Annotated in this window: 19 protein-coding genes; all 19 read left to right on the top strand. The window is 69.3% G+C overall.

The annotated features are described in order from the left end of the window. Nucleotides 1-82 precede the first annotated feature (82 nt). Nucleotides 83-637, top strand: a complete 555-nt coding sequence (gene rplJ, locus TCUR_RS21375; RefSeq protein ID WP_012854661.1) for a 50S ribosomal protein L10 — start codon at nucleotides 83-85, stop codon at nucleotides 635-637. A 70-nt stretch (nucleotides 638-707) separates the two neighbouring features. Then, on the top strand, nucleotides 708-1,106 hold the full coding sequence (gene rplL / locus TCUR_RS21370; RefSeq protein WP_012854660.1) for a 50S ribosomal protein L7/L12: 399 nt from the start codon (nucleotides 708-710) through the stop codon (nucleotides 1,104-1,106). Between the two features lie 555 nt (nucleotides 1,107-1,661). Further along, nucleotides 1,662-2,741, top strand: coding sequence for an ABC transporter ATP-binding protein (locus tag TCUR_RS21365; RefSeq protein ID WP_012854659.1), 1,080 nt, complete (start codon nucleotides 1,662-1,664; stop codon nucleotides 2,739-2,741). A 210-nt stretch (nucleotides 2,742-2,951) separates the two neighbouring features. Continuing rightward, a complete protein-coding gene (locus TCUR_RS21360) occupies nucleotides 2,952-3,809 on the top strand; it encodes an MlaE family ABC transporter permease (protein WP_012854658.1) in 858 nt (285 codons plus the stop codon). Beyond that, on the top strand, nucleotides 3,809-4,657 hold the full coding sequence (locus TCUR_RS21355) for an MlaE family ABC transporter permease (RefSeq protein WP_012854657.1): 849 nt from the start codon (nucleotides 3,809-3,811) through the stop codon (nucleotides 4,655-4,657). The genes TCUR_RS21360 and TCUR_RS21355 overlap by 1 nt, the downstream gene beginning before the upstream one ends. 10 nt (nucleotides 4,658-4,667) lie before the next feature. Continuing rightward, a complete protein-coding gene (locus TCUR_RS21350; protein ID WP_012854656.1) occupies nucleotides 4,668-5,999 on the top strand; it encodes an MCE family protein in 1,332 nt (443 codons plus the stop codon). Next, entirely contained in the window at nucleotides 5,996-7,027 is a 1,032-nt protein-coding gene (locus tag TCUR_RS21345; RefSeq protein ID WP_012854655.1) for an MCE family protein, read from the top strand. Before TCUR_RS21350 ends, TCUR_RS21345 begins: the two co-directional genes overlap by 4 nt. Nucleotides 7,028-7,103: 76 nt before the next feature. Further along, nucleotides 7,104-8,153: an MCE family protein gene (locus TCUR_RS21340; protein ID WP_012854654.1), complete on the top strand. Its 1,050-nt coding sequence runs from the start codon at nucleotides 7,104-7,106 to the stop codon at nucleotides 8,151-8,153. Continuing rightward, the gene (locus TCUR_RS21335; RefSeq protein ID WP_012854653.1) at nucleotides 8,150-9,454 is read left to right on the top strand and encodes an MCE family protein; all 1,305 of its coding nucleotides are present in this window, start codon (nucleotides 8,150-8,152) and stop codon (nucleotides 9,452-9,454) included. Before TCUR_RS21340 ends, TCUR_RS21335 begins: the two co-directional genes overlap by 4 nt. Continuing rightward, nucleotides 9,451-10,773: an MCE family protein gene (locus TCUR_RS21330; protein WP_012854652.1), complete on the top strand. Its 1,323-nt coding sequence runs from the start codon at nucleotides 9,451-9,453 to the stop codon at nucleotides 10,771-10,773. Before TCUR_RS21335 ends, TCUR_RS21330 begins: the two co-directional genes overlap by 4 nt. Beyond that, nucleotides 10,770-12,251, top strand: coding sequence for an MCE family protein (locus tag TCUR_RS21325; RefSeq protein WP_012854651.1), 1,482 nt, complete (start codon nucleotides 10,770-10,772; stop codon nucleotides 12,249-12,251). Before TCUR_RS21330 ends, TCUR_RS21325 begins: the two co-directional genes overlap by 4 nt. A gap of 12 nt (nucleotides 12,252-12,263) precedes the next feature. Beyond that, on the top strand, nucleotides 12,264-12,791 hold the full coding sequence (locus TCUR_RS21320) for a hypothetical protein (RefSeq protein WP_012854650.1): 528 nt from the start codon (nucleotides 12,264-12,266) through the stop codon (nucleotides 12,789-12,791). Further along, complete coding sequence (locus TCUR_RS25175) at nucleotides 12,788-13,765, top strand: hypothetical protein (RefSeq protein ID WP_012854649.1); 978 nt, start codon at nucleotides 12,788-12,790, stop codon at nucleotides 13,763-13,765. The genes TCUR_RS21320 and TCUR_RS25175 overlap by 4 nt, the downstream gene beginning before the upstream one ends. Before the next feature lie 390 nt (nucleotides 13,766-14,155). Further along, complete coding sequence (rpoB, locus tag TCUR_RS21305; RefSeq protein WP_012854648.1) at nucleotides 14,156-17,638, top strand: DNA-directed RNA polymerase subunit beta; 3,483 nt, start codon at nucleotides 14,156-14,158, stop codon at nucleotides 17,636-17,638. Nucleotides 17,639-17,661: 23 nt separating this feature from the next. Further along, nucleotides 17,662-21,540, top strand: coding sequence for a DNA-directed RNA polymerase subunit beta' (locus TCUR_RS21300; protein WP_012854647.1), 3,879 nt, complete (start codon nucleotides 17,662-17,664; stop codon nucleotides 21,538-21,540). Between the two features lie 150 nt (nucleotides 21,541-21,690). Next, a complete protein-coding gene (locus TCUR_RS21295) occupies nucleotides 21,691-22,302 on the top strand; it encodes an RNA polymerase sigma factor (protein WP_012854646.1) in 612 nt (203 codons plus the stop codon). Beyond that, nucleotides 22,295-23,431 (top strand): CU044_5270 family protein, encoded by a 1,137-nt coding sequence (locus TCUR_RS21290; RefSeq protein WP_012854645.1) that lies wholly within the window; start codon nucleotides 22,295-22,297, stop codon nucleotides 23,429-23,431. Before TCUR_RS21295 ends, TCUR_RS21290 begins: the two co-directional genes overlap by 8 nt. A 766-nt stretch (nucleotides 23,432-24,197) precedes the next feature. Continuing rightward, nucleotides 24,198-24,680 carry a response regulator transcription factor gene (locus tag TCUR_RS27210; RefSeq protein ID WP_012854644.1) on the top strand — a complete coding sequence of 161 codons (483 nt, stop codon included), beginning with the start codon at nucleotides 24,198-24,200 and terminating at the stop codon, nucleotides 24,678-24,680. 132 nt (nucleotides 24,681-24,812) lie between these two features. After that, a complete protein-coding gene (locus TCUR_RS21280; RefSeq protein WP_012854643.1) occupies nucleotides 24,813-25,250 on the top strand; it encodes a hypothetical protein in 438 nt (145 codons plus the stop codon). The last annotated feature ends 1 nt before the right edge of the window (nucleotide 25,251 follow it).

Here is a 25,251-nt window from a genome sequence, read left to right as displayed (position 1 = left end):
TGCGCCTGCGCCGGGGCGTTGTGCGTTTTCTCCGGCCCTTCATCCGGTGGCCTGGAACCCTGGGTAATCGGAAAGGAGGCCCATGGCGAGGGCCGACAAGGCTGCCGCGATCGCCGAACTCACCGAAGAGTTCAAAAGCTCCAGCGGCGCCGTACTGACCGAGTACCGCGGGCTCACCGTGGCGCAGCTGGGCGAACTGCGCCGCAACCTCGGTGACAATGCCAAGTTCGCCGTGGTGAAGAACACGCTGACCCGGATCGCGGCGAACAACGCCGGGGTCGATGAGGAGTTCACCAAGCTGCTGGCGGGCCCCTCGGCGATCGCCTTCGTCAAGGGCGATGTGGTCGAGGCCGCCAAGGGGCTGCGTGACTTCGCCAAGGAAAACCCGCTGCTGGTGATCAAGGGCGGCGTCATCGACGGCAAGCCGATGGACGCCTCCGAGATCACCAAGCTCGCCGACCTGGAGTCGCGCGAGGTGCTGCTGGCCAAGCTGGCGGGCGCGATGAAGGCGTCGATGGCGAACGCCGCCGCGGTCTTCAACGCGCTGCCCACGCAGGTGGCCCAGCTCGCCGAGGCGCTGCGGGCCAAGCGCGAGGAGGCGGGCGAGAGCGCCGCACCGGCCGAGGCCGCCGAGTAGGCGGTCCACCGAGGACCAAGCCCCGCGGTCCGCAGGATCGCATGTTCAGACCCGTACGGAGGAAACGCACATGGCCAAGCTGAGCACCGAGGAACTGCTCGACGTCTTCTCGGAGATGACCCTCCTGGAGCTGTCGGAGTTCGTGAAGGCGTTCGAGGAGAAGTTCGACGTCAAGGCCGCCGCTCCGGTGGCGGTCGCCACCACCCCGGCCACCGGTGGCACCGCCGCGGGCGGTGCCGCTGAGGCCGCGCCCGACAAGGACGAGTTCGACGTCATCCTCGAGGCCGCCGGCGACAAGAAGATCCAGGTCATCAAGGAGGTCCGGGCGCTGACCAACCTGGGCCTGAAGGAGGCCAAGGACCTGGTGGACAGCGCGCCCAAGCCGCTGCTGGAGAAGGTCAACAAGGAGACCGCCGACAAGGCCAAGGAGGCCCTGGAGAAGGCCGGCGCGACGGTGACCGTCAAGTAACGGCTTCCCTTCGCCGGGACGGGCGCTGTGGGCCCGTCCCGGCCGAGGCGGACGTCCCGGGCGGCCGTCCTCACCCCCGCGGGGGCGAGGGCGGCCGCCCGTCGTGTTTTCCGGGGCCGGGGCGGGGGAGCCGGTGTCCGGGATTGTGGCGTCTTGTACTCTTCAACCCCACTTTGATGTGCTCCAGGGGCCTGTGGGGCTTGTGAGTCGTCACACGTCGGCGTAATCTCACGCCGACGGTGGTGTGCCGTGGTGTGCGCCGCTGCCGTCCCGCAGGTCTTCTGGGGAAGAGTCCTGAGGTGCAGTTCTGCTGTGACTGGGCGATGACGTCCGGTAAGTAACGATTGGCTTACGACGTTATGGTTTGCCACAGATCCTGTGCTGAACCTCTTCCATTTCCAAGATTGACCGCTACGGTAGTGGCACCCGCCACAGCTACCCGTTAGTAGTAACCCGGTGGACGCCACGTGTGACGACAGCTCAGGTTCATGGGCCTCGCCCAGAACGCTCGAACTTTGGTTCCGGGAACCCCCCGGCCTGGACGGAAGGTGACGAGTGGGCGTCGAGATCCGAGTCGAAGGACTCACCAAGTCCTTTGGCCGCCAGGTCATCTGGCAGGACGTATCGCTGACCCTGCCCGCGGGAGAGATCTCCGTTCTCCTGGGGCCCTCGGGCACGGGCAAGTCCGTGTTCCTGAAGTCGCTGGTCGGTCTGCTCAAGCCGGACCGCGGCAACATCTGGGTCGGCGACCGGAACCTGCCGTACCTGTCGGAACGCGAGCTGTATGAGACCCGCAAGCTGTTCGGGGTGCTCTTCCAGGACGGCGCGTTGTTCGGGTCGATGAACCTGTTCGACAACATCGCCTTCCCGCTCCGCGAGCACACCAACAAGACCGAGGCCGAGATCAAGCGCATCGTCATGGAGAAGATGGAGATGGTGGGCTTGATCGGCGCCGAGCGCAAGCTCCCCGGCGAGATCTCCGGCGGTATGAAAAAGCGCGCCGGCCTGGCCCGGGCACTGGTGCTGGAACCGGAGATCCTGCTGGTGGACGAGCCGGACTCCGGTCTGGACCCGGTCCGCACCGCCTACCTGAACCAGCTGATCGTCGACCTCAACGCGCAGATCAACGCGACCTTCCTGATCGTCACCCACGACATCAACACCGCCCGCACGGTGCCCGACAACATCGGGCTGCTGTTCCGCCGCGAGCTGGTGATGTTCGGGCCGCGGGAGATGCTGCTGTCCAGCGAGGAGCCGGTGGTCCGCCAGTTCCTCAACGCCCGCCGGGTGGGCCCCATCGGCATGTCCGAGGAAAAGGACGTCTCCGAACTGGAGGCCGAGGCCAAGATGGGAGCCGACCCCGGCCGGCTCCCCCCGATCCCGCCGCAGCTGATGCCCAGCGACGGGCGGATCCGCCCGTCGCAGCACCCGCCCGGCGCCTGGCTGCGCGCCCACGGCATCCAGCCGCCGCCCGGCTCGTTCATCGACGAGATGGGCCGCAACTGGATCGAGGAGTGGCCGCGCCTCGTGGCCGCCCAGGGCGGGACCGTCGGAGCCGCCGCCGGGCCGGGCCAGGTCCCGCCGCCCGGCCCGCCCCCGCAGGGCGCTCCCCCCGCAGGAGGTCCGCACAGGTGATTCGCTTGCGCGGCTGAGGCGGGGACGCTCCCCCGCCTCGCCGTCCGGCGGCCCTCGGGACGAGCCGGACCGGACTTCCCGGCGGCTCTCCCAGGGCTCGCATGTCCATGGACCCGGCACTGGACGTAACCGTCCGTGTACTGATCGGAGCGGCGTCATGCCGCATCTCCTCCACCGCCCGGTGGAGGTCTCCACGCTCGAGGAGAGCTGATGACCACTCCCCACATCGGCGCGAGCCAGGGAGGGGGACAGACCAGCAAGGAGCCGGCCGGCTCCGGCCGGCTGGCCAAGTTCGGCGACGGCCTGCTCAACATCACCGTCAAGGAGCCCGGCCGGTTCTTCGCGCTGTGCCTGGACGCCTTCCGGGCGATGTTCAAGCGCCCCCTGCAGTGGCGCGAGTTCATCGAGCAGGCCTGGTTCATCGTCTCGGTGACGGCGATCCCCACCATGCTGGTCGCCATCCCGTTCGGCGCGATCTTGTCGCTGCAGGTCGGCGGCCTGATCCGGCAGCTGGGCGCGCAGTCGTTCACCGGCGCCACCGCCGTGGTGGCCATCGTGCGCGAGGCCAGCCCGCTGGTCACCGCGCTGCTGATCGCCGGCGCGGCCGGCTCGGCCATGTGCGCCGACATCGGCTCCCGCAAGATCCGCGAGGAGATCGACGCCATGGAGGTGCTGGGCATCAACCCGCTGCACCGCCTGGTGGTGCCGCGGATGTGGGCCTGCGCCTTCATCGGCCTGTTCCTCAACGGATTGGTGTCGGTGGTCGGCCTGGTCGGCGGCTACTTCTTCAACGTGGTGCTGCAGGACGGCACGCCCGGCGCCTACCTGGCCTCCTTCAACGCCATGGCCCAGCTTCCGGACCTGATCCAAGCCGAGGTCAAGGCGTTCATCTTCGGTCTCACCGCCGGATTGGTGGCGGCCTACAAGGGACTGAACGCCAAGGGCGGCCCCAAGGGCGTGGGTGACGCGGTGAACCAGACCGTGGTCATCACCTTCATGCTGCTCTTCGTGGAGAACTTCGTGATCAGCGCCCTGTACTTCCAGCTCGTTCCGCAGAAGGGGATGTGATGGCGGCCCCTCCCAAGAGCGGCCGGGCCCTCGCGAGGGTGATCGGCAAGCCCCTGAACCGGGTCGAGGACTTCGGCCACCAGCTGTCGTTCTATGCCCGCGCCTTCGCCTGGACGCTGCGGGTGCTGCGCCGCTACCGCACCGAGGTGGCGCGCCTGCTGGCGGAGGTCAGCCTGGGCACCGGCGGCCTGGCGGTGATCGGCGGCAGCGTGGCGATCGTCGGCTTCATGACGTTCTTCACCGGCAGCCAGGTCGGGTTGCAGGGCTACAACTCCCTCAACCAGATCGGCACCGCCGCCTACACCGGGTTCGTCTCCTCCTACTTCAACACCCGGGAGCTGGCGCCGCTGGTCAGCGCACTGGCCCTGTCGGCGACGGTGGGCTGCGGCTTCACCGCGCAACTGGGCGCCATGCGGATCTCCGATGAGATCGACGCGCTGGAGGTCATGGCGGTTCCCACCGTGCCGTTCCTGGTCACCACCCGGCTGCTGGCCGGGATGATCGCGGTGATCCCGCTGTACGTGGTGGGCCTGCTGGCCTCCTACCTGGCCACGCGGCTGATCGTGACCGTCTTCTACGGCCAGTCGACCGGCACCTACGACCACTACTTCAACTTGTTCCTACCGCCGTACGACATCCTCTGGTCGTTCGGCAAGGTGATCGTCTTCGCCATCCTCGTCATGCTGATCCACTGCTACTACGGCTTCCACGCCAGCGGCGGCCCGGCCGGCGTCGGCGTGGCGGTGGGCCGGGCGGTGCGCACCAGCATCGTGGTGATCAACCTCGCCGACCTGTTCCTGGGCATGGCGATCTGGGGCGCGACGACCACCGTACGGATCGCGGGGTGACGGACGAGAGATGACTGCTACAGGTGGTCTGTCGCAGCGGGCGCGCTACCGGATCTACGGCCTGGCCATGATCTGCGTGATCGCCCTGCTGCTGGTCTTGGCGGTGGCGCAGTTCAACAAGGCGCTCACCCCCACCGTCAACGTCAAGGTGCGCACCCAGCGGGCCGGGCTGCAGCTGCTGCCGCGCTCGGACGTCAAGGTGCGCGGGCTGATCGTCGGCGAGGTCCGCGCCACCCGCGCCACCGCCGACGGCGCCGTGCTGGAGCTGGCGCTGGACCCCGACAAGGCCAAGCTGATCCCCTCCAACGTCACCGCGCGGCTGCTGCCCAAGACGCTGTTCGGCGAAAAGTACGTCGACCTGCAGATCCCCGCCGATCGCAGCAGCACCCCGCTGCGCTCGGGCGCGGTGATCCAGCAGGACACCTCCCAGGTGGCGGTGGAAGTCGACCAGGTGCTCAACAACCTGCTGCCGCTGCTGCGGGCGGTCGAGCCGGCCAAGCTGAACACCACGCTCAACGCCCTGGCCACCGCCCTGCAGGGCCGCGGCGACCAGATCGGCCAGACCCTGGAGCGGCTGGACTCCCTGCTGACCAAGGTCAACCCCGACCTGGATGCGCTGGTGTACGACCTGCGCGCGCTGGCGGACGTGGCCGACATCTACAACTCGGCCGCCCCCGACCTGCTGCAGACGCTGCGCAACCTCAACGTCACCAGCAAGACCATCACCGACAAGGAACGGACCATCGAGACGCTGATCCCCGCGGTCACCGGGCTCGGGGTCAAGGGCGACCGGTTCATGCAGGAGAACGGTCCCAAGATCGTCGGCTTCAACATCGCCAACCGCGAGGTGCTGCAGCTGTTCGCCCGCTACTCCCCGTCGCTGCCGTGCGTGTTCGAGGGCGTGGTCAAGCTGCAGCCGCGGGCCGAGGAGGCCGGCGGCGGCAAGACCCCGACGTTCAACGTGACCGTCGAGATCGTCAAGCCGCGCCCGGCCTACAAGAACCCGCTGGACCTGCCGGAGATGAAGGACCACCGCGGCCCGCGCTGCTACGGGCTGCCCAACCCCAAGGTGCCCTTCCCCGACTGGATGGCCCTGGACGGAACCGAGGACGACCTGTGGTGGAAGGACCCGCACGACCCCGACAAGCCGCTGCCGCCGGGACACCGCAACCGCGCCGTCTCCGGGGTGTTCGTGACCACCGACGGCCGGATGTCCGCCAAGGAGCAGATCAAGAACATCGTGGGGCCCCTCACCCGGACCCCCGCCGACCAGGTCTCCGACGCGGCGGTGCTGCTGTACGGGCCGCTGCTGGATGACGGATCGGTGGTGACGCTGCGATGAGAACCGCGAGCGCCGCCCTCAAACTGGGCATCTTCGTCACGGTCACCGGGCTGGTGACCGCGGTGCTGGCGCTGACCATCGCCAACGTGCGCTTTGTGGACTCGGTGCGCTACAAGGCGATCTTCACCGACGTGACCGGCCTGCTGAAGAACGACGACGTGCGCGCCTCCGGCGTGCGGGTCGGCCAGGTCGAGGACATCAAGCTGCGCGGCACCCAGGCCGAGGTCACCTTCAGCATCGGCCGGGAGGGCGTCTTCCGCGCCGGGCTGCCCCGCTCGGTGGAGCTGCACCTGCGGTACCGCAACCTGGTCGGGCAGCGCTACATCGAGCTGACCGACACCGCCCCCGCCAACGCCGGCGAGTACCTGCGCCCCGGCGAGACCATCCCCGCCGAGCGCACCCACCCGGCGCTGGATCTGACGGTGCTGTTCAACGGGTTCCGGCCGCTGTTCAAGGCGCTGGAGCCGCAGCAGGTCAACACGCTGGCCATGCAGATCGTGCAGACCCTGCAGGGGGAGGCCGGCACGGTCAACAGCGTGCTGGCGCACGTGGCCTCGCTGACCAACACCCTGGCCGACCGCGACCAGGTCATCGGCCAGGTCATCGACAACCTCAACACCGTGCTGGGCACCATCGACTCCCGGCACGAGCAGGTCAACAAGATGGTGCTGGACCTGCGGGCGCTGGTCAGCGGGCTGGCCGCCGACCGGGAGGCGATCTTCGACTCGGTGGCGGCGATCAACCAGCTCACCGGGACCACCACCGAACTGCTCAAGGACGTGCGGCCCGGCCTCAAGAGCGACATCGCCCACCTCAACAAACTGGCCGACACCCTGGCCGACCACGAGAAGGACTTGAACCTGCTGTTCAAGCGCACCCCCGACCGCATCGAGCGGCTGATGGCGGCCTCCTCCTACGGCTCGTGGTTCAACTTCTACCTGTGCGGGCTGGACGCCCGAATCGCCCTGCCGGGCGGCCCGGTCTACCAGACGCCGCGGCTGCAGAACGAGAACGCGAGGTGCAAGTAGCGATGCCTGAGCGGCGAGCCGAACGGCGCGCTCGGGCCGCGGCCCGGGCCGGATACGCCAAGAGGGGAGCGCGGCCATGAGAGTGCCGTTCCGGGAACGCAACCCGGTGCCCATCGGGCTGATCTCCTTTGCGGTGCTGGCGGTGCTGCTGCTGGCGGCGGCCAATGTCGACCGGCTGCCGCTGATCGGCGGCGGCGAGTACTACACCGCCCGCTTCAGCGAGGCCGCCGGGCTGCGCGTGGACGAAGAGGTCCGCGTGGCCGGCGTGCGGGTCGGCAAGGTCACCGACATGGAGCTGGCCGGCGACCACGTCAAGGTGACCTTCCGGATCGAGGAGGAGGGCGTCCGGCTGGGCGAGCTGACCCGCGCCGAGATCAAGATCAAGTCCATGCTGGGGTCGCACTATGTGGCCCTGGTCCCGCGCGGCGGCGGGCGGCTGCGCGGGGAGATCCCGCTGGAGCGCACCTCCGTCCCCTACAACGTGGTCCCCGCCCTCAACGACCTGAGCAAGCAGGTCGGGCAGATCGACCACGCGGAGGTGGCCCGCTCCTTCCAGGTGCTGGCCGACACCTTCGAAAACTCCCCCGAGGAGATCCGGGCGTCGCTGAAGGGCCTGCGGCGGCTGTCGGAGACCATCTCCTCCCGGGACGCCCAGCTGCACGAGCTGGCCGACCGGGCGCGCAGCGTCTCCCAGCTGCTGGCCGACCGCAACGCCGACTTCGCCCGCCTGATCGAGGACGGCGACCGCCTGCTGCAGGCGGTGCGGGCCCGGCGCGAGGTGATCCACCAGCTGCTGGTGCGCACCGTGCTGCTGTCGCAGCAGGTGAACGCGCTGATCGCGGAGAACGAGGCGGAGCTGAAGCCGATGCTGGCCAACCTGGAGCGGGTGAGCGACATCCTGCTGCGCAACCAGAAGAACCTGGACCGGATGCTGGAGCTGTACGGGCCCTTCACCCGCCAGTTCACCGACGCCACCGGTTCGGGCCGCTGGTTCGACAACTACCTCCAGAACATCCTCCCGATCCCGGTGTCCGTCAAGGACGCCCAAGGTAGCGGCGGCAGCGGCGGCGGCCAGGCCGGCACCCCGCGGCCCAGCAAGGACAACCCGCTGCCCTTCCTCCCGTGAGCAGGCAGGACACCACCGTGCGCAGAATCGGAACTCTCCTCGGCGTGATCGCCGTCGTCGCGGCGCTGGTCGCCGTGGCCGTCGTGGTGCTCCACGAGCCGCCGCAGCGCCGGGTGACGGCCTACTTCGAGCGGGCCGTGGGCCTGCACCCGGGCTCGGACGTGCGGATCCTGGGCATGCGCGTCGGCAAGGTCACCAAGGTCACCCCCCGCGGCGACACGGTGAAGGTCGAGATGACCTATGAGGCCCGCTACAAGGTGCCCGCCGACGTGCAGGCCGTGATCGTCAACCAGACCCTGGTCGCCGACCGGTTCGTCCAGCTCGCCCCCGCCTACAAGGGGACGGGCCCGACGCTGCCCGACAACGCCACCTTGGGCACCGACCGCACCCACGTGCCGGTCGAGGTGGACGAGGTCGGCGGCAGCCTCAACGACCTGAGCAAGGCGCTCGGCCCCGAGGGGGCCAACGCCGACGGCTCGCTGTCGCGGCTGCTGCAGGTCAGCGCCGAGACCTTCGAGGGCCAGGGCGAGGACCTGCGCCAGACCATCGCCGACACCTCGCGGATGCTGTCCACCCTCAGCGAGGACCGCGACGACGTGGCCGCCACCATCCGCAACCTGCAGATCGTCACCGCCGCGATGGTCCGCACCGACCGGCAGATCCGCCAGTTCAACCAGGACCTGGCCGCGGTGTCCAGCCAGCTCGCCCAGGAGCGCGAGGAGCTGTCGGCGGCGCTGAACACCCTGGGCCCCACGCTGCGCAACGTCCAGCGCTTCATCAAGGACAACCGCGAGCGGCTGGGCGATGACGTCGAAAAGCTCGCCCAGATCACCGCGGTGCTGGTCAAGCAGCGCAAGTCGTTCGCCGAGTTCCTGGAGACCGCGCCGATGGCCATCAACAACCTGGCCCGCGCCTACGACCCCATCAGCGGCACCATCGGCACCCGCGCCAACCTGTCGGTCAACTTCTCCAACCTGGCCGACTGGATCTGCTCGCTGGCCTACTCGGTGGGCACCCCCGCCAAGCAGTGCCTGGACTTCATGAAGCCCTACGACCACCTCGGCGACGCGCTCACCCACCTGAGCCTGGACCTGTCCTGGATCACCGCGCTGACCACGCACTACGACCCCGAGCCGATCCCGCGGGACGCCTACGGGCCCGACGACCCGCGCAACCCCCGCAAGGGCGGAGGGGGCGTGCTGGGCGGCAAGAAGGCCGGCTCCGGCGGCGCGGCGAGCAACTCTGGCGGCGATGCGCAGCAGCGCGACTTCCGTTCGCTGCTGCCGGGAGGTGGCCGATGAGCCGGGTGACCCGTTCTGACGGTGCGGCCCGCCGCCTGCCGGGCAGGCTCGGCCTGGCGGCGGCCGCCGCGGCCCTGTCGGTGGGCCTGTCGGGCTGCTCGTTCACCGGGGTGGAGTCCATCCCGCTGCCGGGCGGCCCCGACCTGGGCGAGCGGCCCATCACGGTGCGCGCCGAGTTCGCCAACGTGCTGGACCTGGTGCCGCAGTCGGTGGTCAAGCTGAACGACGTGTCGGTCGGCAAGGTCACCAAGGTGGAGCTGCAGCGCGGCAGCACGCCGGGGCAGTCCTGGCAGGCGGTGGTGACCTTCAAGCTGCGCCGGGACGTCAACCTGCCCGACAACGCCCGCGCCACCATCACCCAGACCAGCCTGCTGGGCGAGAAGTTCGTGGCGCTGTCGCCCCCGGTGGGCGAGACGCCCTCGGCCGACCGGCTGGGCGACGGCGATTTGATCCCGCTGTCGCGCACCGGCCGCGGCGCCGAGATCGAAGAGGTGCTGTCGGCGATGTCGCTGCTGCTCAACGGCGGCGGCCTGGAGCAGGTCTCCACCATCACCCAGGAGCTGAACGCGGTGATGAACGGCCGCACCGACACCATCAAGTCGGTGCTGCACAAGGTGGACACCTTCGTGGGCACCCTGGACCGTCACCGCGGCGCCATCGTGCGGGCCATCGACAGCATCGACCGGCTCAGCAAGCAGCTGGCCGATGAGCGCGCCACCATCACCGCCACCATCGACCAGACCGGCCCGGCCATCGAGATCCTGGAGCAGAACCGGGCCGACCTGACCCGGATGCTGGTCAGCTTGGACAAGCTGAGCCGCACCACCACGCGGGTGATCAACGCCTCGCACGCCGACATGGTGGCCAACCTCAAGTCGCTGCAGACCACGCTGCAGTACCTCAACAAGGCCGGCTCCAACCTGCCCAAGGCCCTGGAGACCATGACGACCTTCCCGTTCCCGGCCACCTTCGCCAACGTGCTGCGGGGCGACTACGGCAACCTGCACATGACGCTCGACCTGGACATGAAGAACCTGACCCAGAACCTGCTGGGCGGCACCGAGCTGGAGTACCTGGTCAAGCAGGGCCGGCAGATGCGGCTGCTGCTCAAGCCGCCGAGCCTGAGCGTCCAGCAGCCGCCGCTGGGCGTGCTGCCCGACCTGCCGCAGCAGCAGGGCACGGGCGGTGCCGGGGGAGCCACCCCGTCCCCGGGCGCCACGGCGACCCCCTCGGCGACGCCCGGTGCGCGTCCCCGGGCTCTGGGGCCCACCGGCGCATCCAGTGACCTCTACAGGCTGATGACCGGGGGGTACCAGTGATCCTCAAGCGCGGCGTCAAGATCCAGCTGCTGGCCTTCCTGGTGATCACCGTGGTGGGGATCAGCGTGGTCGCGGTCCGCTACATCGGGATCGGCCGGGAGGCGCTGGGCCGCCAGTACACGGTCTATGTGGACCTGACCGAGTCCGGCGGCGTGTTCACCAACGCCGAGGTCACCTACCGCGGGGTGACGGTCGGCCGGGTCGGCCCGATGGAGCTGACCGACACCGGGATCCGGGTCAAGCTGCTGCTGGACAGCGACCACAAGATCCCCTGGGACGGCACCGTCGCGGTGGTGGCCAACCGCTCGGCGGTCGGTGAGCAGTACATCGACCTGCAGCCGACCAAGAAGCCCGGCCCGGACGGCAAGATCAGCGGCCCCTACCTGGGCGACGGCGGCAAGTACGACACCATCCCCGCCGACCGCACCCGGCTGCCGGTCTCCACCGCCGAGCTGCTGCGCAACGTCGACAAGCTGATCTCCTCGGTCAACCCGCAGCACCTGCGCACGATCGTGGACGAGCTGGACAAGGCCTTCAACGGGTCGGCCTCCGACCTGCAGGCCATCCTCGACGACAGCAACCGGCTGCTGCAGACCGCCGAGGAGTCCTACGACGACACCTCCCGGCTGCTGCACAACAGCCGCACCGTGCTGGACACCCAGCGGCAGATGGGCGGTCACATCCGCGCCTTCGCCCGCGACCTCAACACGCTGACCACCCAGCTGCGGCGCGACGACCCGGCGCTGCGCAGCACGCTGGACGCCACCGTCCCGGCCAGCGCCGAGGCGACCGAGCTGATCGACGAGCTGTCGCCGACGCTGCCGGTGCTGCTGGCCAACATGACCGTCACCGGGCAGGTGATGACCTCCCGCATCGCCGGGCTGCGGTCGTTGTTCATCCTCTACCCGATGACCGTGGCCGGCGCGTTCACGGTGACCCCCGGCGACGGCACCCAGCACCTGGGCCTGGTGCTCAACCTGGACGCCCCGGCGCCGTGCACCACCGGTTACCCGGGCACCGACTACCGCCGCTGGCCGCAGGACACCAGCAAGCGCAAGGTCCGCACCGACATCAGCTGCAAGGAGCCGAAGAACTCCGACAAGGTCGTGCGCGGCGCCCGCAACACCCCGCCGGAGGCCCGCCGGCCCTACCCGAGGGTGCCCGAGGGCGCCACCGAGGGCGCCGGCTTCCCCGAGCGCACCGCGGCCCAGCAGGAGCGCACCGCCCAGGCCCAGGCCACGCCCTCGCCGTCGAGCAAGGAGGACGAGCAGCAGGGCGGCCTGACCACCCTCACGGGAAACACCCTGTATGTGCCTGTTTCGTCCGGATCAGTGCAGCTGGCTGGATATGATCCAGCGACCGGAGCCGTGTACGGGCCGGACGGCAAGCAGTACCTGCTGGGGTACAGCGGCGGCCAGCAGCGGCTGCTGGGCGACTCCTCCTGGAAGATGCTCCTGCTCGGTCCGCTGTCACGATAAGGAGCCAATGGCGTGAAGATCAGGCGGTCGCGGGACCCGGACCGATCCTCGGCGCGGGTGATCCGCATCCCCGTGGTGACCGGCTTGCTGGGCACGGTCGTCGTGGTGCTCGCCGTGTTCGTGGCCGTCGTGGGCGTGTCGGTGTGGCGCGCCGAGGCCCGCGAGGACGAGCGGGCCAAGGCCGCCCAGTCCGCCCGGCAGACCGCGATCAACCTGGCCAGCCTGGACTACCGCACCATCGACAAGGGCCTGCAGCAGGTGATGAACGGGCTGACCGGGGAGGCCAAGGAGCAGTGGGCCACCATGTCCAAGGACGTCCGGCAGTCGGCCGAGAAGGCCAAGAGCACCAGCAGCGTGCAGGACGTGCGGGCGGGCGTGGTGTCGATGGACGACGACTCCGCCGAGGTGATCGTCTCCGTCAGCGCGGTGACCACCAGCCCCAGCGTCAAGGAGGGACAGCCGCGCTACTACCGCTGGCGCTTTGATCTCACCCGTACCGACGGGCGCTGGCTCGTCTCCAACATGAGGCTGGTCGCATGACGATGCTGGGTCGCGGCGGGCGCGCCACGAGCGAGGCGGGCAAGCCGAAGAAGGGCAGCAGGGCCGAGAAGAAGGCGCGCAAGGCCGAGGAGGCCGCGCGCCGGGCCGAGGAACTCGCCGAGCAGGCCCGCAAGGCCGCCGAGGAGGCCCGGGCCGCCCTGCGGGAGGCCGAGGAGGCGGCAGAGGCGGAGGCCGCCGAGGCCGAGGCCGAGGAGGCCGCTGAGGCCGCCGGCGGCGATGAGGCGGCGGAGGCGGAGGAGAAGACCGCGGACGCCGGCACGGCCGAGGACCAGGCTGAGGACCAGGCCGAGGAGGACGGCGCGGCGGCCACAAAGGTCCTGCTCGACAAGGAGACCGACGAGGAGGACGACGAGGACGTCCAGGCCACGGTCGCCGACCGGACCAAGGTCGACGAGACGGTCGAGGAGGCGGTCGACGAGACGGTCGAGGAGGCGGCCGAAGAGCCCGCCGCCGCCAAGCGGCGGGTGGTGGTGCGGGCCGGTCTCGGCGCCTCCGGCGTGGTCCTGCTGGTCCTGGCGGTGGCGCTGGGCGGCGCCCTGGGCTTCCTGGTGTACAAGAAGGGGCAGCTGGAGGCCGCCGAGGAGGCCCGCAAGGAAGTGGCGTTCGCGGCGGCCCAGGCCGCCCAGGACCTGTCGTCCTACGACTACCGCACCGTCGACTCCGACCTGCGCCGGGCGACCGGGCACACCACCGGCAAGTTCCGCGAGGAGTTCGCCAAGCAGGCCGAGCAGGTCGGCGAGACCGCCCGCAAGCAGCAGACCGTCACCGAAGGGGTGGCGATCAAGACCGGGGTGGAGCGGGTGTCCGGTTCCACCGCGGTGGCGCTGGTCTTCCTCAACCAGCAGACCGCCAAGGCCGACACCGCCGAGCGGTTGCCCAACCAGTACACGCTGCGGCTGACCATGCGGAAGGTCGGCGACCGCTGGCTGGTGGAGAAGCTTCAGGTCATGTGAGGCCGGCCGATCCCGGCCCCGCCCGGCCCGTCCCGGAGATCTCCGAGGCGGGCCGGGCGTGTCACGGGCGTCGCCGTGAGCCCCCGATTCCTAAACTATGGTTTTCCTCACGGCTGGTCAGCGGCGGAAATACCGCTGGCCGGTCTTGACTCTGGGGCTCAGACAAGCGATGCTGCGAGGCAACTGTGATGCATACTGCTGCGCTAGAGTTGTCAGCAGTGTAGCGGTCGGCTACACTGCTCCTTTGCGCTGCCCTCTGACCATCCTCGTGCAAGACTCCAACCGCGTGCGGTCCGTGCACCTGATGCGGAACCTGCCTGACGACCTTGCTCGGCGATGGTCTGATCTGCGCGTCACCAGTACCGCCGCGAGCCCTCGGAAGGACCACTCTTGGCAGCCTCGCGCAACGCCTCGAACACCGTGACCGGTCCGAACCGCGTTTCCTTCGCGCGTATCAAGGAACCACTCGAAGTCCCGGACCTCCTCGCGCTGCAGACCGACAGCTTCGACTGGCTGCTGGGCAACGAGCGCTGGAAGGCCCGGGTCGAGGCGGCCCTGAAGGCCGGGGTGCGCGACATCCCGACCCAGTCCGGCCTGGAGGAGATCTTCGAGGAGATCAGCCCGATCGAGGACTTCTCCGGGACCATGTCGCTGTCGTTCCGGGACCACCGGTTCGAACCGCCCAAGTACTCCATCGAGGAGTGCCGGGACAAGGACATGACCTACTCCGCCCCGATGTTCGTGACGGCGGAGTTCATCAACAACTCGACCGGCGAGATCAAGAGCCAGACGGTCTTCATGGGCGACTTCCCGCTCATGACCCCCAAGGGCACCTTCATCATCAACGGCACCGAGCGTGTCGTGGTGTCCCAGCTGGTGCGCTCGCCGGGCGTCTACTTCGACCGCTCTTTGGACAAGGCCAGCGACAAGGACATCTACGGCTGCCGGATCATCCCCAGCCGTGGGGCCTGGCTGGAGTTCGAGATCGACAAGCGCGACAACGTCGGTGTGCGCATCGACCGCAAGCGCAAGCAGCCGGTGACCGTCCTGCTCAAGGCGCTCGGCTGGACCGAGGCCCGCATCCGCGAGCACTTCGGCGCTTATGAGTCGATGAACATCACCCTGGAGAAGGACCACACCTCCGGGCAGGACGACGCGCTGCTGGACATCTACCGCAAGCTCCGGCCGGGCGAGCCGCCGACCAAGGAGTCGGCGCAGGCTCTGCTGGAGAATCTGTACTTCAACCCCAAGCGTTACGACCTGGCCAAGGTCGGCCGCTACAAGGTCAACAAGAAGCTCGGGCTGCGCCTGGACATGAACCAGGGCACCCTGACCGAGGACGACATCGTCGCCACCATCGAGTACCTGGTGCGGCTGCACGCCGGCGAGGAGGAGGCGGTGCTGACCGCCGCCGGCCCCGAAGGCGTCTCGGTCCCGATCGAGATCGACGACATCGACCACTTCGGCAACCGGCGGCTGCGCACCGTCGGCGAGCTGATCCAAAACCAGGTGCGGCTGGGTCTGGCCCGCATGGAGCGGGTGGTCCGCGAGCGGATGACCACCCAGGACGTGGAGGCCATCACCCCGCAGACCCTGATCAACATCCGGCCGGTGGTCGCCTCCATCAAGGAGTTCTTCGGCACCAGCCAGCTGTCGCAGTTCATGGACCAGACCAACCCGCTGGCCGGGCTGACCCACAAGCGGCGGCTGTCGGCGCTGGGCCCGGGCGGTCTGTCCCGGGAGCGGGCCGGCTTCGAGGTCCGGGACGTGCACCCGTCCCACTACGGCCGGATGTGCCCGATCGAGACCCCGGAAGGTCCCAACATCGGCCTGATCGGCTCGCTGTCGGCCTACGGGCGGGTCAACCCGTTCGGGTTCATCGAGACCCCCTACCGCAAGGTCGTCGACGGCCGGGTCACCGACGAGATCCACTACCTGACCGCCGACGAAGAGGACCGCTACATCAAGGCGCAGGCCAACTCGCCGCTCAACCCCGACGGCACCTTCGCCGAGGAGAAGGTGCTGGTCCGCACCAAGGGCGGTGAGATCGAGTACCTGCCGCCGGAGGAGGTCCACTACATGGACGTCTCCCCGCGGCAGATGACCTCGGTGGCCACCGCCATGATCCCCTTCCTGGAGCACGACGACGCCAACCGGGCGCTCATGGGCTCCAACATGCAGCGCCAGGCGGTGCCGCTGCTGCGCAGCGAGGCCCCGCTGGTGGGCACCGGCATGGAGTACCGGGCCGCCACCGACGCCGGCGATGTGATCCTGGCCGAGAAGCCCGGCGTGGTGGAGGAGGTCTCCGCCGACTACATCACCGTCCTCAACGACGACGGCACCCGCACCACCTACCGGGTCGCCAAGTTCAAGCGCTCCAACCAGGGCACCTGCTTCAACCAGAAGCCCATCGTGGACGAGGGCCAGCGGGTCGAGGCCGGCCAGGTCATCGCCGACGGCCCGTGCACCGACCAGGGCGAGATGGCGCTCGGCAAGAACCTGCTGGTGGCGTTCATGCCCTGGGAGGGCCACAACTACGAGGACGCCATCATCCTGTCCCAGCGCCTGGTGCAGGACGATGTGCTCAGCTCGATCCACATCGAAGAGCACGAGGTCGACGCCCGCGACACCAAGCTGGGTCCGGAAGAGATCACCCGGGACATCCCCAACGTCTCCGAGGAGGTCCTGGCCGACCTGGACGAGCGCGGCATCATCCGCATCGGCGCCGACGTCGTCCCCGGCGACATCCTGGTCGGCAAGGTCACGCCCAAGGGTGAGACCGAGCTGACCCCCGAGGAGCGGCTGCTGCGCGCCATCTTCGGCGAGAAGGCCCGCGAGGTCCGCGACACCTCGCTGAAGGTGCCGCACGGTGAGCAGGGCAAGGTCATCGGCGTGCGGGTGTTCTCCCGCGAGGAGGGCGACGAGCTGCCGCCGGGCGTCAACGAGCTGGTCCGCGTCTACGTGGCGCAGAAGCGCAAGATCACCGACGGGGACAAGCTGGCCGGCCGGCACGGCAACAAGGGCGTCATCGCCAAGATCCTGCCGGTGGAGGACATGCCGTTCCTGGAGGACGGCACCCCGGTCGACATCATCCTCAACCCGCTGGGCGTGCCCGGCCGCATGAACGTCGGCCAGGTCCTGGAGACCCACCTGGGCTGGGTGGCCAGCCAGGGCTGGAAGATCGAGGGCGACGACGCCGACTGGAAGCGCAGCCTGCAGGCCATCGGCGCCACCGAGGCCGGGCCGTGGACCAAGACCGCCACCCCGGTCTTCGACGGCGCCCGCGAGGAGGAGATCACCGGGCTGCTGTCGTGCACCCTGCCCAACCGGGACGGCATGCGCCTGATCGGCCCCAACGGCAAGGCCAAGCTGTACGACGGCCGCACCGGCGAGCCCTTCAAGGACCCCATCGCGGTCGGCTACATCTACATCCTCAAGCTGCTCCACCTGGTCGACGACAAGATCCACGCGCGCTCGACCGGCCCCTACTCGATGATCACGCAGCAGCCGCTGGGCGGTAAGGCCCAGTTCGGCGGCCAGCGGTTCGGGGAGATGGAGGTCTGGGCGCTGGAGGCCTACGGCGCCGCCTACGCCCTGCAGGAGTTGCTGACCATCAAGTCCGACGACGTCCTGGGCCGAGTCAAGGTCTACGAGGCCATCGTCAAGGGCGAGAACATCCCGGAGCCGGGCATTCCGGAGTCCTTCAAGGTGCTGATCAAGGAGATGCAGTCGCTGTGCCTCAACGTCGAGGTGCTCTCCAGCGACGGCATGTCCATCGAGATGCGCGACAGCGACGAGGACGTCTTCCGCGCAGCGGAGGAGCTCGGCATCGACCTGTCCCGGCGTGAGCCGAGCAGTGTCGAAGAGGTCTGAGGACACAAGGGGACAGATACACAGTGCTGGACGTCAACTTCTTCGACGAGCTGCGGATCGGCCTGGCGACCGCCGACGACATCCGTCAGTGGTCGCACGGCGAGGTCAAAAAGCCCGAGACCATCAACTACCGGACCCTCAAGCCGGAAAAGGACGGCCTGTTCTGCGAGAAGATCTTCGGCCCCACCCGGGACTGGGAGTGCTACTGCGGTAAGTACAAGCGGGTTCGCTTCAAGGGCATCATCTGCGAGCGCTGCGGCGTGGAGGTCACCCGCGCCAAGGTGCGGCGTGAGCGGATGGGCCACATCGAGCTGGCCGCCCCGGTCACCCACATCTGGTACTTCAAGGGCGTTCCGTCGCGGCTGGGCTACCTGCTGGACCTGGCGCCCAAGGACCTGGAGAAGGTCATCTACTTCGCGGCGTACATGATCACCTCGGTGGACACCGAGAAGCGCGAGCGCGACCTGCCCACGCTGGAGGCGCAGATCTCGGTGGAGCGCCAGCAGATCGAGCAGCGCCGCGACGCCGACATCGAGCTGCGCCAGCAGAAGCTGGAGGCCGACCTGGCCGAGCTGGAGGCCTCCGGCGCCAAGGCCGACGCCAAGCGCAAGCTGCGCGACAGCGCCGAGCGGGAGATCAAGCAGCTGCGCGACCGGGCCCAGCGGGAGTTGGACCGCCTGGAGGAGGTCTGGAACCGCTTCAAGAACCTCAAGGTCCAGGACCTGGAGGGCGATGAGCTGCTGTACCGCGAGATGCGGGACCGCTTCGGCCAGTACTTCGAAGGCGGCATGGGCGCCCGCGCCATCCAGGCCCGCCTGGAGAACTTCGACCTGGAGGCCGAGGCCGAGAAGCTGCGGGAGATCATCCGCACCGGCAAGGGCCAGAAGAAGGCCCGCGCCCTCAAGCGGCTGAAGGTCGTCTCGGCGTTCCTCAACACCCGCAACAGCCCGCTGGGCATGGTGCTGGACTGCATCCCGGTCATCCCGCCGGACCTGCGCCCGATGGTGCAGCTGGACGGCGGCCGGTTCGCCACCAGCGACCTCAACGACCTGTACCGGCGGGTCATCAACCGCAACAACCGGCTCAAGCGGCTGCTGGACCTGGGCGCCCCTGAGATCATCGTCAACAACGAAAAGCGGATGCTCCAGGAGGCCGTCGACGCATTGTTCGACAACGGCCGCCGCGGCCGTCCGGTCACCGGCCCGGGCAACCGCCCGCTGAAGTCGCTGAGCGACATGCTCAAGGGCAAGCAGGGCCGGTTCCGCCAGAACCTGCTGGGCAAGCGCGTCGACTACTCCGGCCGCTCGGTCATCGTGGTCGGCCCGCAGCTGAAGCTGCACCAGTGCGGTCTGCCCAAGCAGATGGCGCTGGAGCTGTTCAAGCCGTTCGTGATGAAGCGGCTGGTCGACCTCAACCACGCCCAGAACATCAAGTCCGCCAAGCGGATGGTCGAGCGCGCCCGCCCGGTGGTGTGGGACGTGCTGGAGGAGGTCATCGCCGAGCACCCGGTGCTGCTGAACCGGGCGCCGACCCTGCACCGGCTCGGCATCCAGGCCTTCGAGCCGCAGCTGGTCGAGGGCAAGGCCATCCAGATCCACCCGCTGGTGTGCACCGCCTTCAACGCCGACTTCGACGGCGACCAGATGGCGGTCCACCTGCCGCTGTCGGCCGAGGCCCAGGCCGAGGCGCGGATCTTGATGCTGTCGACCAACAACATCCTCAAGCCCTCCGACGGCAAACCCGTCACCATGCCCACCCAGGACATGGTGATCGGCCTGTACTGGCTGACCACCATGAAGGAGGGCGCCAAGGGCGAGGGCCGGGCCTTCTCCTCGCCGGCCGAGGCCGTGATGGCCTACGACCGGGGCGAGCTGGACCTGCAGGCCAAGATCCAGGTGCGGATCAAGGACACCCCGCCGCCGCGCGACTGGGTCGCCCCCGAGGGGTACGAGCCGGGCCAGCCCTACCGGCTGGAGACCACGCTCGGCCGCTGCATGTTCAACGAGACGCTGCCGGACGACTTCCCCTTCGTCAACATCGAAGTGGGCAAGAAGCAGCTGTCGCAGATCGTCAACCAGCTCGCCGAGAATTACCCGAAGGTGGTCGTGGCGGCGGCGCTGGACGAGCTGAAGGACCGCGGCTTCTACTGGGCCACCCGCTCGGGCGTGACCATCGCGATCGAGGACGTGGTGGCGCCCCCGAACAAGGAGCGGATCCTGGCCGAGTACGAGGCCCGCGCCGACAAGGTGCAGCGCCAGTACGACCGCGGCCTGATCACCGACGAGGAGCGCCGCCAGGAGCTCATCGAGATCTGGACGCACGCCACCGCCGAGGTCATGGAGGACATGACCAAGGCGTTCCCGAAGGACAACCCGGTGTGGATGATGGTCAACTCCGGGGCCCGAGGGAACCCGCTGCAGGTCCGGCAGATCGCCGGTATGCGCGGCCTGGTCTCCAACCCCAAGGGCGAGACCATCCCGCGGCCGATCAAGTCCTCCTTCCGCGAGGGCCTGTCGGTGGTGGAGTACTTCATCTCCACCCACGGCGCCCGCAAGGGTCTGGCCGACACCGCGCTGCGCACCGCCGACTCCGGTTACCTGACCCGGCGTCTGGTGGACGTGGCCCAGGACGTCATCGTCCGCGAGGCCGACTGCGGCACCGACCGCACCATCACCGTCCGCACCGCCGAGCGGGCCCCCGACGGCTCGCTGGTCCGGCCGCCGCACGCCGAGACCAGCGTGATCGGGCGGACCATCGCCGAGGACGTCGTGGTGGACGGCACGGTGATCGTGCAGGCCGGCGCCGACCTGTCGGACGCGGTGCTCACCCGGCTGATCGAGGCCGGCGTGGAGGAGGTGCGCACCCGCAGCTCGCTGGTGTGCGAGTCCAAGATCGGTGTGTGCGCCGCCTGCTACGGCCGCTCGCTGGCCACCGGCAAGCGGGTGGACGTCGGTGAGGCGGTCGGCATCATCGCCGCCCAGTCCATCGGCGAGCCCGGCACCCAGCTGACCATGCGGACCTTCCACACCGGTGGTGTGGCCGGGGCGGACATCACCCACGGTCTGCCGCGTGTGCAGGAGCTGTTCGAGGCCCGCGTCCCCAAGGGCGTGGCCCCGATCAGCGAGGTGGCCGGCCGGGTCAAGATCGAGGAGACCGAGAAGGCCAAGAAGATCATCATCGTCCCGGACGACGGGTCCGATGAGGTCGCCTACCAGGTGCCGATGCGGGCCCGCCTGATGGACGGGGTCCGCGAGGGCGCCCACGTGGAGGTCGGCCAGCAGCTCATCGTGGGTGCCCAGAACCCGCACGAGGTGCTGCGCATCCTCGGCCCCCGCGCGGTGCAGCTGCACCTGGTCCAGGAGGTCCAGGAGGTCTACCGCTCGCAGGGCGTGTCGATCCACGACAAGCACATCGAGATCATCGTCCGCCAGATGCTCAAGCGGGTGAACATCCTGGAGTCGGGCGACACCGACCTGCTGCCGGGCGACCTGGTGGAGCGGCCGGTCTTCGAGGAGACCAACCGCAAGGTGGTGGCCGAGGGCGGCACCCCCGCCGCCGGCCGTCCGGTCCTGATGGGCATCACCAAGGCCTCGCTGGCCACCGAGTCGTGGCTGTCGGCGGCCTCCTTCCAGGAGACCACCCGGGTGCTCACCGAGGCGGCCATGCACGCCAAGAGCGACCCGCTGCTGGGCCTGAAGGAGAACGTCATCATCGGCAAGCTCATCCCGGCCGGTACCGGCATGCCGCAGTACCGCAACGTCCGGGTCGAGCCCACCGAGGAGGCCAAGGCCGCGGTGTACTCCGTCGGGTCCTACGACGACGGCGCCGAGTACTCCTTCGGCCAGGGCTCCGGCGAGGCCGTCCCGCTGGAGGAATACGACTTCGGTCAGTACAACCGCTGACACCTGACGGCACATAGCCCCTCCCGGGTCCCCCGGGAGGGGCTTTCGTCATCGGCGGGCGACCGTGAAGAAACTCGGGCCTTGCGGCGAAGGAGAGGGTGATGAACCCAAAAGGACGCCTAGAGGGCCCAGGATGCGTGAGAGTTGCCGATGACCGTGCCGGTACGAGTCGCCGTGCACGGCGATGACCCTGATCAGGACGATCGTGCACTCATCGAGCGGTCGCGGGAACGGCCGGAGCTGTTCGCGGCCGTCTATGATCGCTACTTCGTCGAGATCCACCGGTACCTGGCACGGCGGCTGGGCGCGGACGTGGCCGACGATCTGGCCGCTGAGGTCTTCCTGACCGCCTTTGAGAAACGCGCCCACTTCGACGCCGCCCGCGGGCGGCTGCGACCGTGGCTGTATGGGATCGCCACCACGCTGATCGCCCGGCACCGCCGCGCCGAGAAACGCAGATACCGGGCATTGGCGCGGATGGTTCCGCACGAGGCGGCCGAAGACCACGGGGACCGGGTGGCCGCCCGGGTCACCGCGCAGGCGCTGCGCCTGGCGCCGGCCGTCCGCAAACTGGCCTCCGGCGACCGTGACGTGCTGCTGCTGGTGGTGCTGGGCGGGCTGAGCTACGCCGAGGTCGCCGAGGCGCTGGGCATCCCCCTCGGGACCGTGGGTTCGCGGATGAACCGGGCCCGCCGGAAACTGCGCCGGTCACTGGGCGAGAGCAATCCCCTCATTTCTGGTCAGGAGACCCGCGATGGATGAGCTGACACTGGTGGCCGTGCTTCATGACCAGCCCTCCCCGGCGGCCGACCCGGCGCCCGCGGTTCGGGAGGAGGGCCGCCGGCGCCTTCTCGAACGTGCGGCGGGCCGCTCCCACCGCTCCCGCCGCCCGAACCGCAGGACGGTACTGCGCCTGGGGCTGGCGACGACGGCCGCTGCCGTGACCACCGCCGGGGCGGTTCTGTTGGCGACCGCGTCTTTTGGACCCGCGCCGTCGCCCCTATCGCACGAGGCGGGCGGGACGCCTCAGGCGCGGCGGTTCCTGCTGGTCGCCGCGGAGCGGACGGCTCGGGATCAGCGTGGCGACGGCCGTTACTGGCATGTGGCGATGCTCTCGACCGACCAGTTCCGGGTGGGCGAGCCCGGCGCCAGGTACACGCTGCGCGAGCAGCAGTACGAGGAGTCCTGGATCGGCCGTACCCCGGACCTGCCCGGCCTGCGGGTAGAGCAGCACAGGGGCGTCCGGCCTGCGAGCGCGGCCGACGCCGCCGCCTGGAAACGGGCCGGCTCCCCCCGCACGGTGCCTGTTCCGGCGCTGATGCGCCGGGGCGGGAGCAACTTCACGTTGCACGTCAGCGGACCGCGCCCGGCCCAGCGGAGCGCCGTGTCCGGTGACGAGGCGAGGTCGCTGGGGTTCGCCCCCGGATTTTCCATGCGTATCCGAATGGGGGAGCTCCGGCACTTCCCGGCGGAGCCCGCGCGGCTGAGGGACCACCTGGCCCGGCGCTACAAGGTCCCCGACGAGCGGCTGTTCGGCGTGCTGAGCGTGCTGCTGATGGAACTGCCGGTCACGCCGCAGGTACGGGCCGCCGCGTTCCGTCTGATGGCCGGCATCGAAGGGGTGCGGGTGATCGAGGGGATACAGCCGGCCGCCGGCGGCGGACGCCATTTGGAAGGCGGCCGGGGCACGGCGGTGGCGGTCCGGGTGTCCGACCGGCGTATCGGCGTGATCGAGCAACGGCTGATCATCCATCCGGACTCCGGGCGGGCGGTGCACACCGAAACAGTGGTCGTGGAACCGGGCGGGGTGAACCGCGACTTCGCCCCCGGCGATTGGACCCATGCCACGACCGTGAGCCACGCGGCGTGGGTCGACCGCCTGCCGGAGTGAACGGGCATGGCCGGCACGGAGGGACACGGCGGCGGTGTCATCGTGACGCTCGCCACGGCGGCAAGCGGTGGCCGCCCGCCCCGACACGGCCCCCGTCGGGCCGTCGAGGAACGAGCCGCACCCTTTCGATGGCGCTGCGGCCTTGCCTCGGCGCCCGCGACGGCGGATCGGGACGATGCCGGTCCCTTCCAGAGGGGAAACGATGCAGCGGGTTTGCCGGGCATTTCCAGCACGCTGTTTCCCGCGATCCTCCGGCGCCATGCTCAGAAAAAAGTCAATGGCCGAAATCGGCCAAGGCCGGTGACTGGATCCCGAGAAGATGACGATCAGGCATTTTGGACTGGAATCTTTCATCAGAACAGATGGCGAATCACCCGGTGGCACGCCGATCCGCTCGCCGGCCGAGCAATGCTTGAATCGGCCCCGCACAGTTTTCACAAACTTGGTGCCTGTTAAGTTCCTGGCGATGTCCACCGCCGGAAGCGGAGAGTCGCCGGGCCCGATGCGACCGCACCGAGCAGGCGCGTTCCTGCACCGGAGGAAAGAGCCTGGCGTTCGACTTTCCCGTGGTGCCGGCATGACCTGCTGGGGAGACCAGTCTGTCGTGGTGAAAATTGTGCTCCGGATCGCCACATCGTCATTGCGGAATCGGCTGAACTCCATTTTGGACCGGCCCGGCTGGACCGTCGTTCCCTGCGATGCGGCCGGCCGGCGGACACCTCGGACCGGTGGCGCATCCCCGGAACTGCTGGTCGTGGAGGCCGCCGTGCTGACCGCCGGACGGCTGCGGGCGTCACCGGCCGGCACCGGGACGCGGGTCCTGGCGATCCTGGACGGTCCGGACGATCCGACCCTGGCGACCACCCTGCTGACCGGCCGGGTGGACGGCCTGGTGGACAGGGACGACCCCGACCGCGACTTCGTCGAGGCGGCCCGCGCCGTACTGGCCGGAAGCGGCTGGGTCTCCCCGCAACTGGCTCCCCGGATGCTGGCCACGCTGCGGGACGGCATCGACTCGGCGGCCGGGCTGACCGCTTCGGCCACCGCGCTGACCGCCCGGGAACAGGACGTGGCGCGGCTGATGTCCAGCGGGCTGACCAACTCCGAGATCGCCCGGGAGCTGCAGGTGGCGGTCAGCACCGTCAAGTTCCACGTCTCCAACGTGCTGCGCAAGATGGGCTGCCGCGACCGGGCGCAGTTGATCGCCGCGCTGCACCGGGGGGCACTGCCCGCCGGAGGTCCCCGATGAGCCTCGGCCCCGTCCCGAGACCAGGGCCCGACCCCCGTCTCGCGCCGGGGGCACCGCCGACGGTCCTTACCTACCGTCAGGTTCGCGTGGCCTGGCCGGGCCGCGTGAACCCGACTGACGGGAGGTACCGGAATGTCCAAACGGAGCCGGATGACCGGCCGGGGCCGGCCGGCGGGCATGGTCGCCGCCCCGCTGGCCGTGGCCGTCGCGGCGGCAGGGGCGGTCGCGCTCACCGCCGCGCCCGCGCAGGCGCTGTGTGGCGGGAAGGGAGTGGCCGACACCGGGTCGCTGTACGCCAACGGCTACCTGATCGCCCGCGAGACGGTGCAGTACGCCTCGACGTGCGACGGCGACAACTATTACGCCGGCAAGGTGCTGGATGCGCGCACGGACGGATCGTGCGCCTACGCCAGGTACTACGACGCGGGCGTCTGGTCGACCCAGGGCGTCTCGTGTACCACCGGCGCGTACGCCAACTACAGCTGGCGTGACCGCAACGGAGACAGATCCGCCACCATCCGCATCGCCGTGGACTACGGCTATGCACAGGACTACACCTGGGGTTACTGAC

This window comes from Thermomonospora curvata DSM 43183 (assembly GCF_000024385.1).
Taxonomy (GTDB): Bacteria; Actinomycetota; Actinomycetes; order Streptosporangiales; family Streptosporangiaceae; genus Thermomonospora; species Thermomonospora curvata.
Note: the sequence above shows the minus strand (reverse complement) of the source record. Positions and strands in the feature narration are given on the sequence as shown.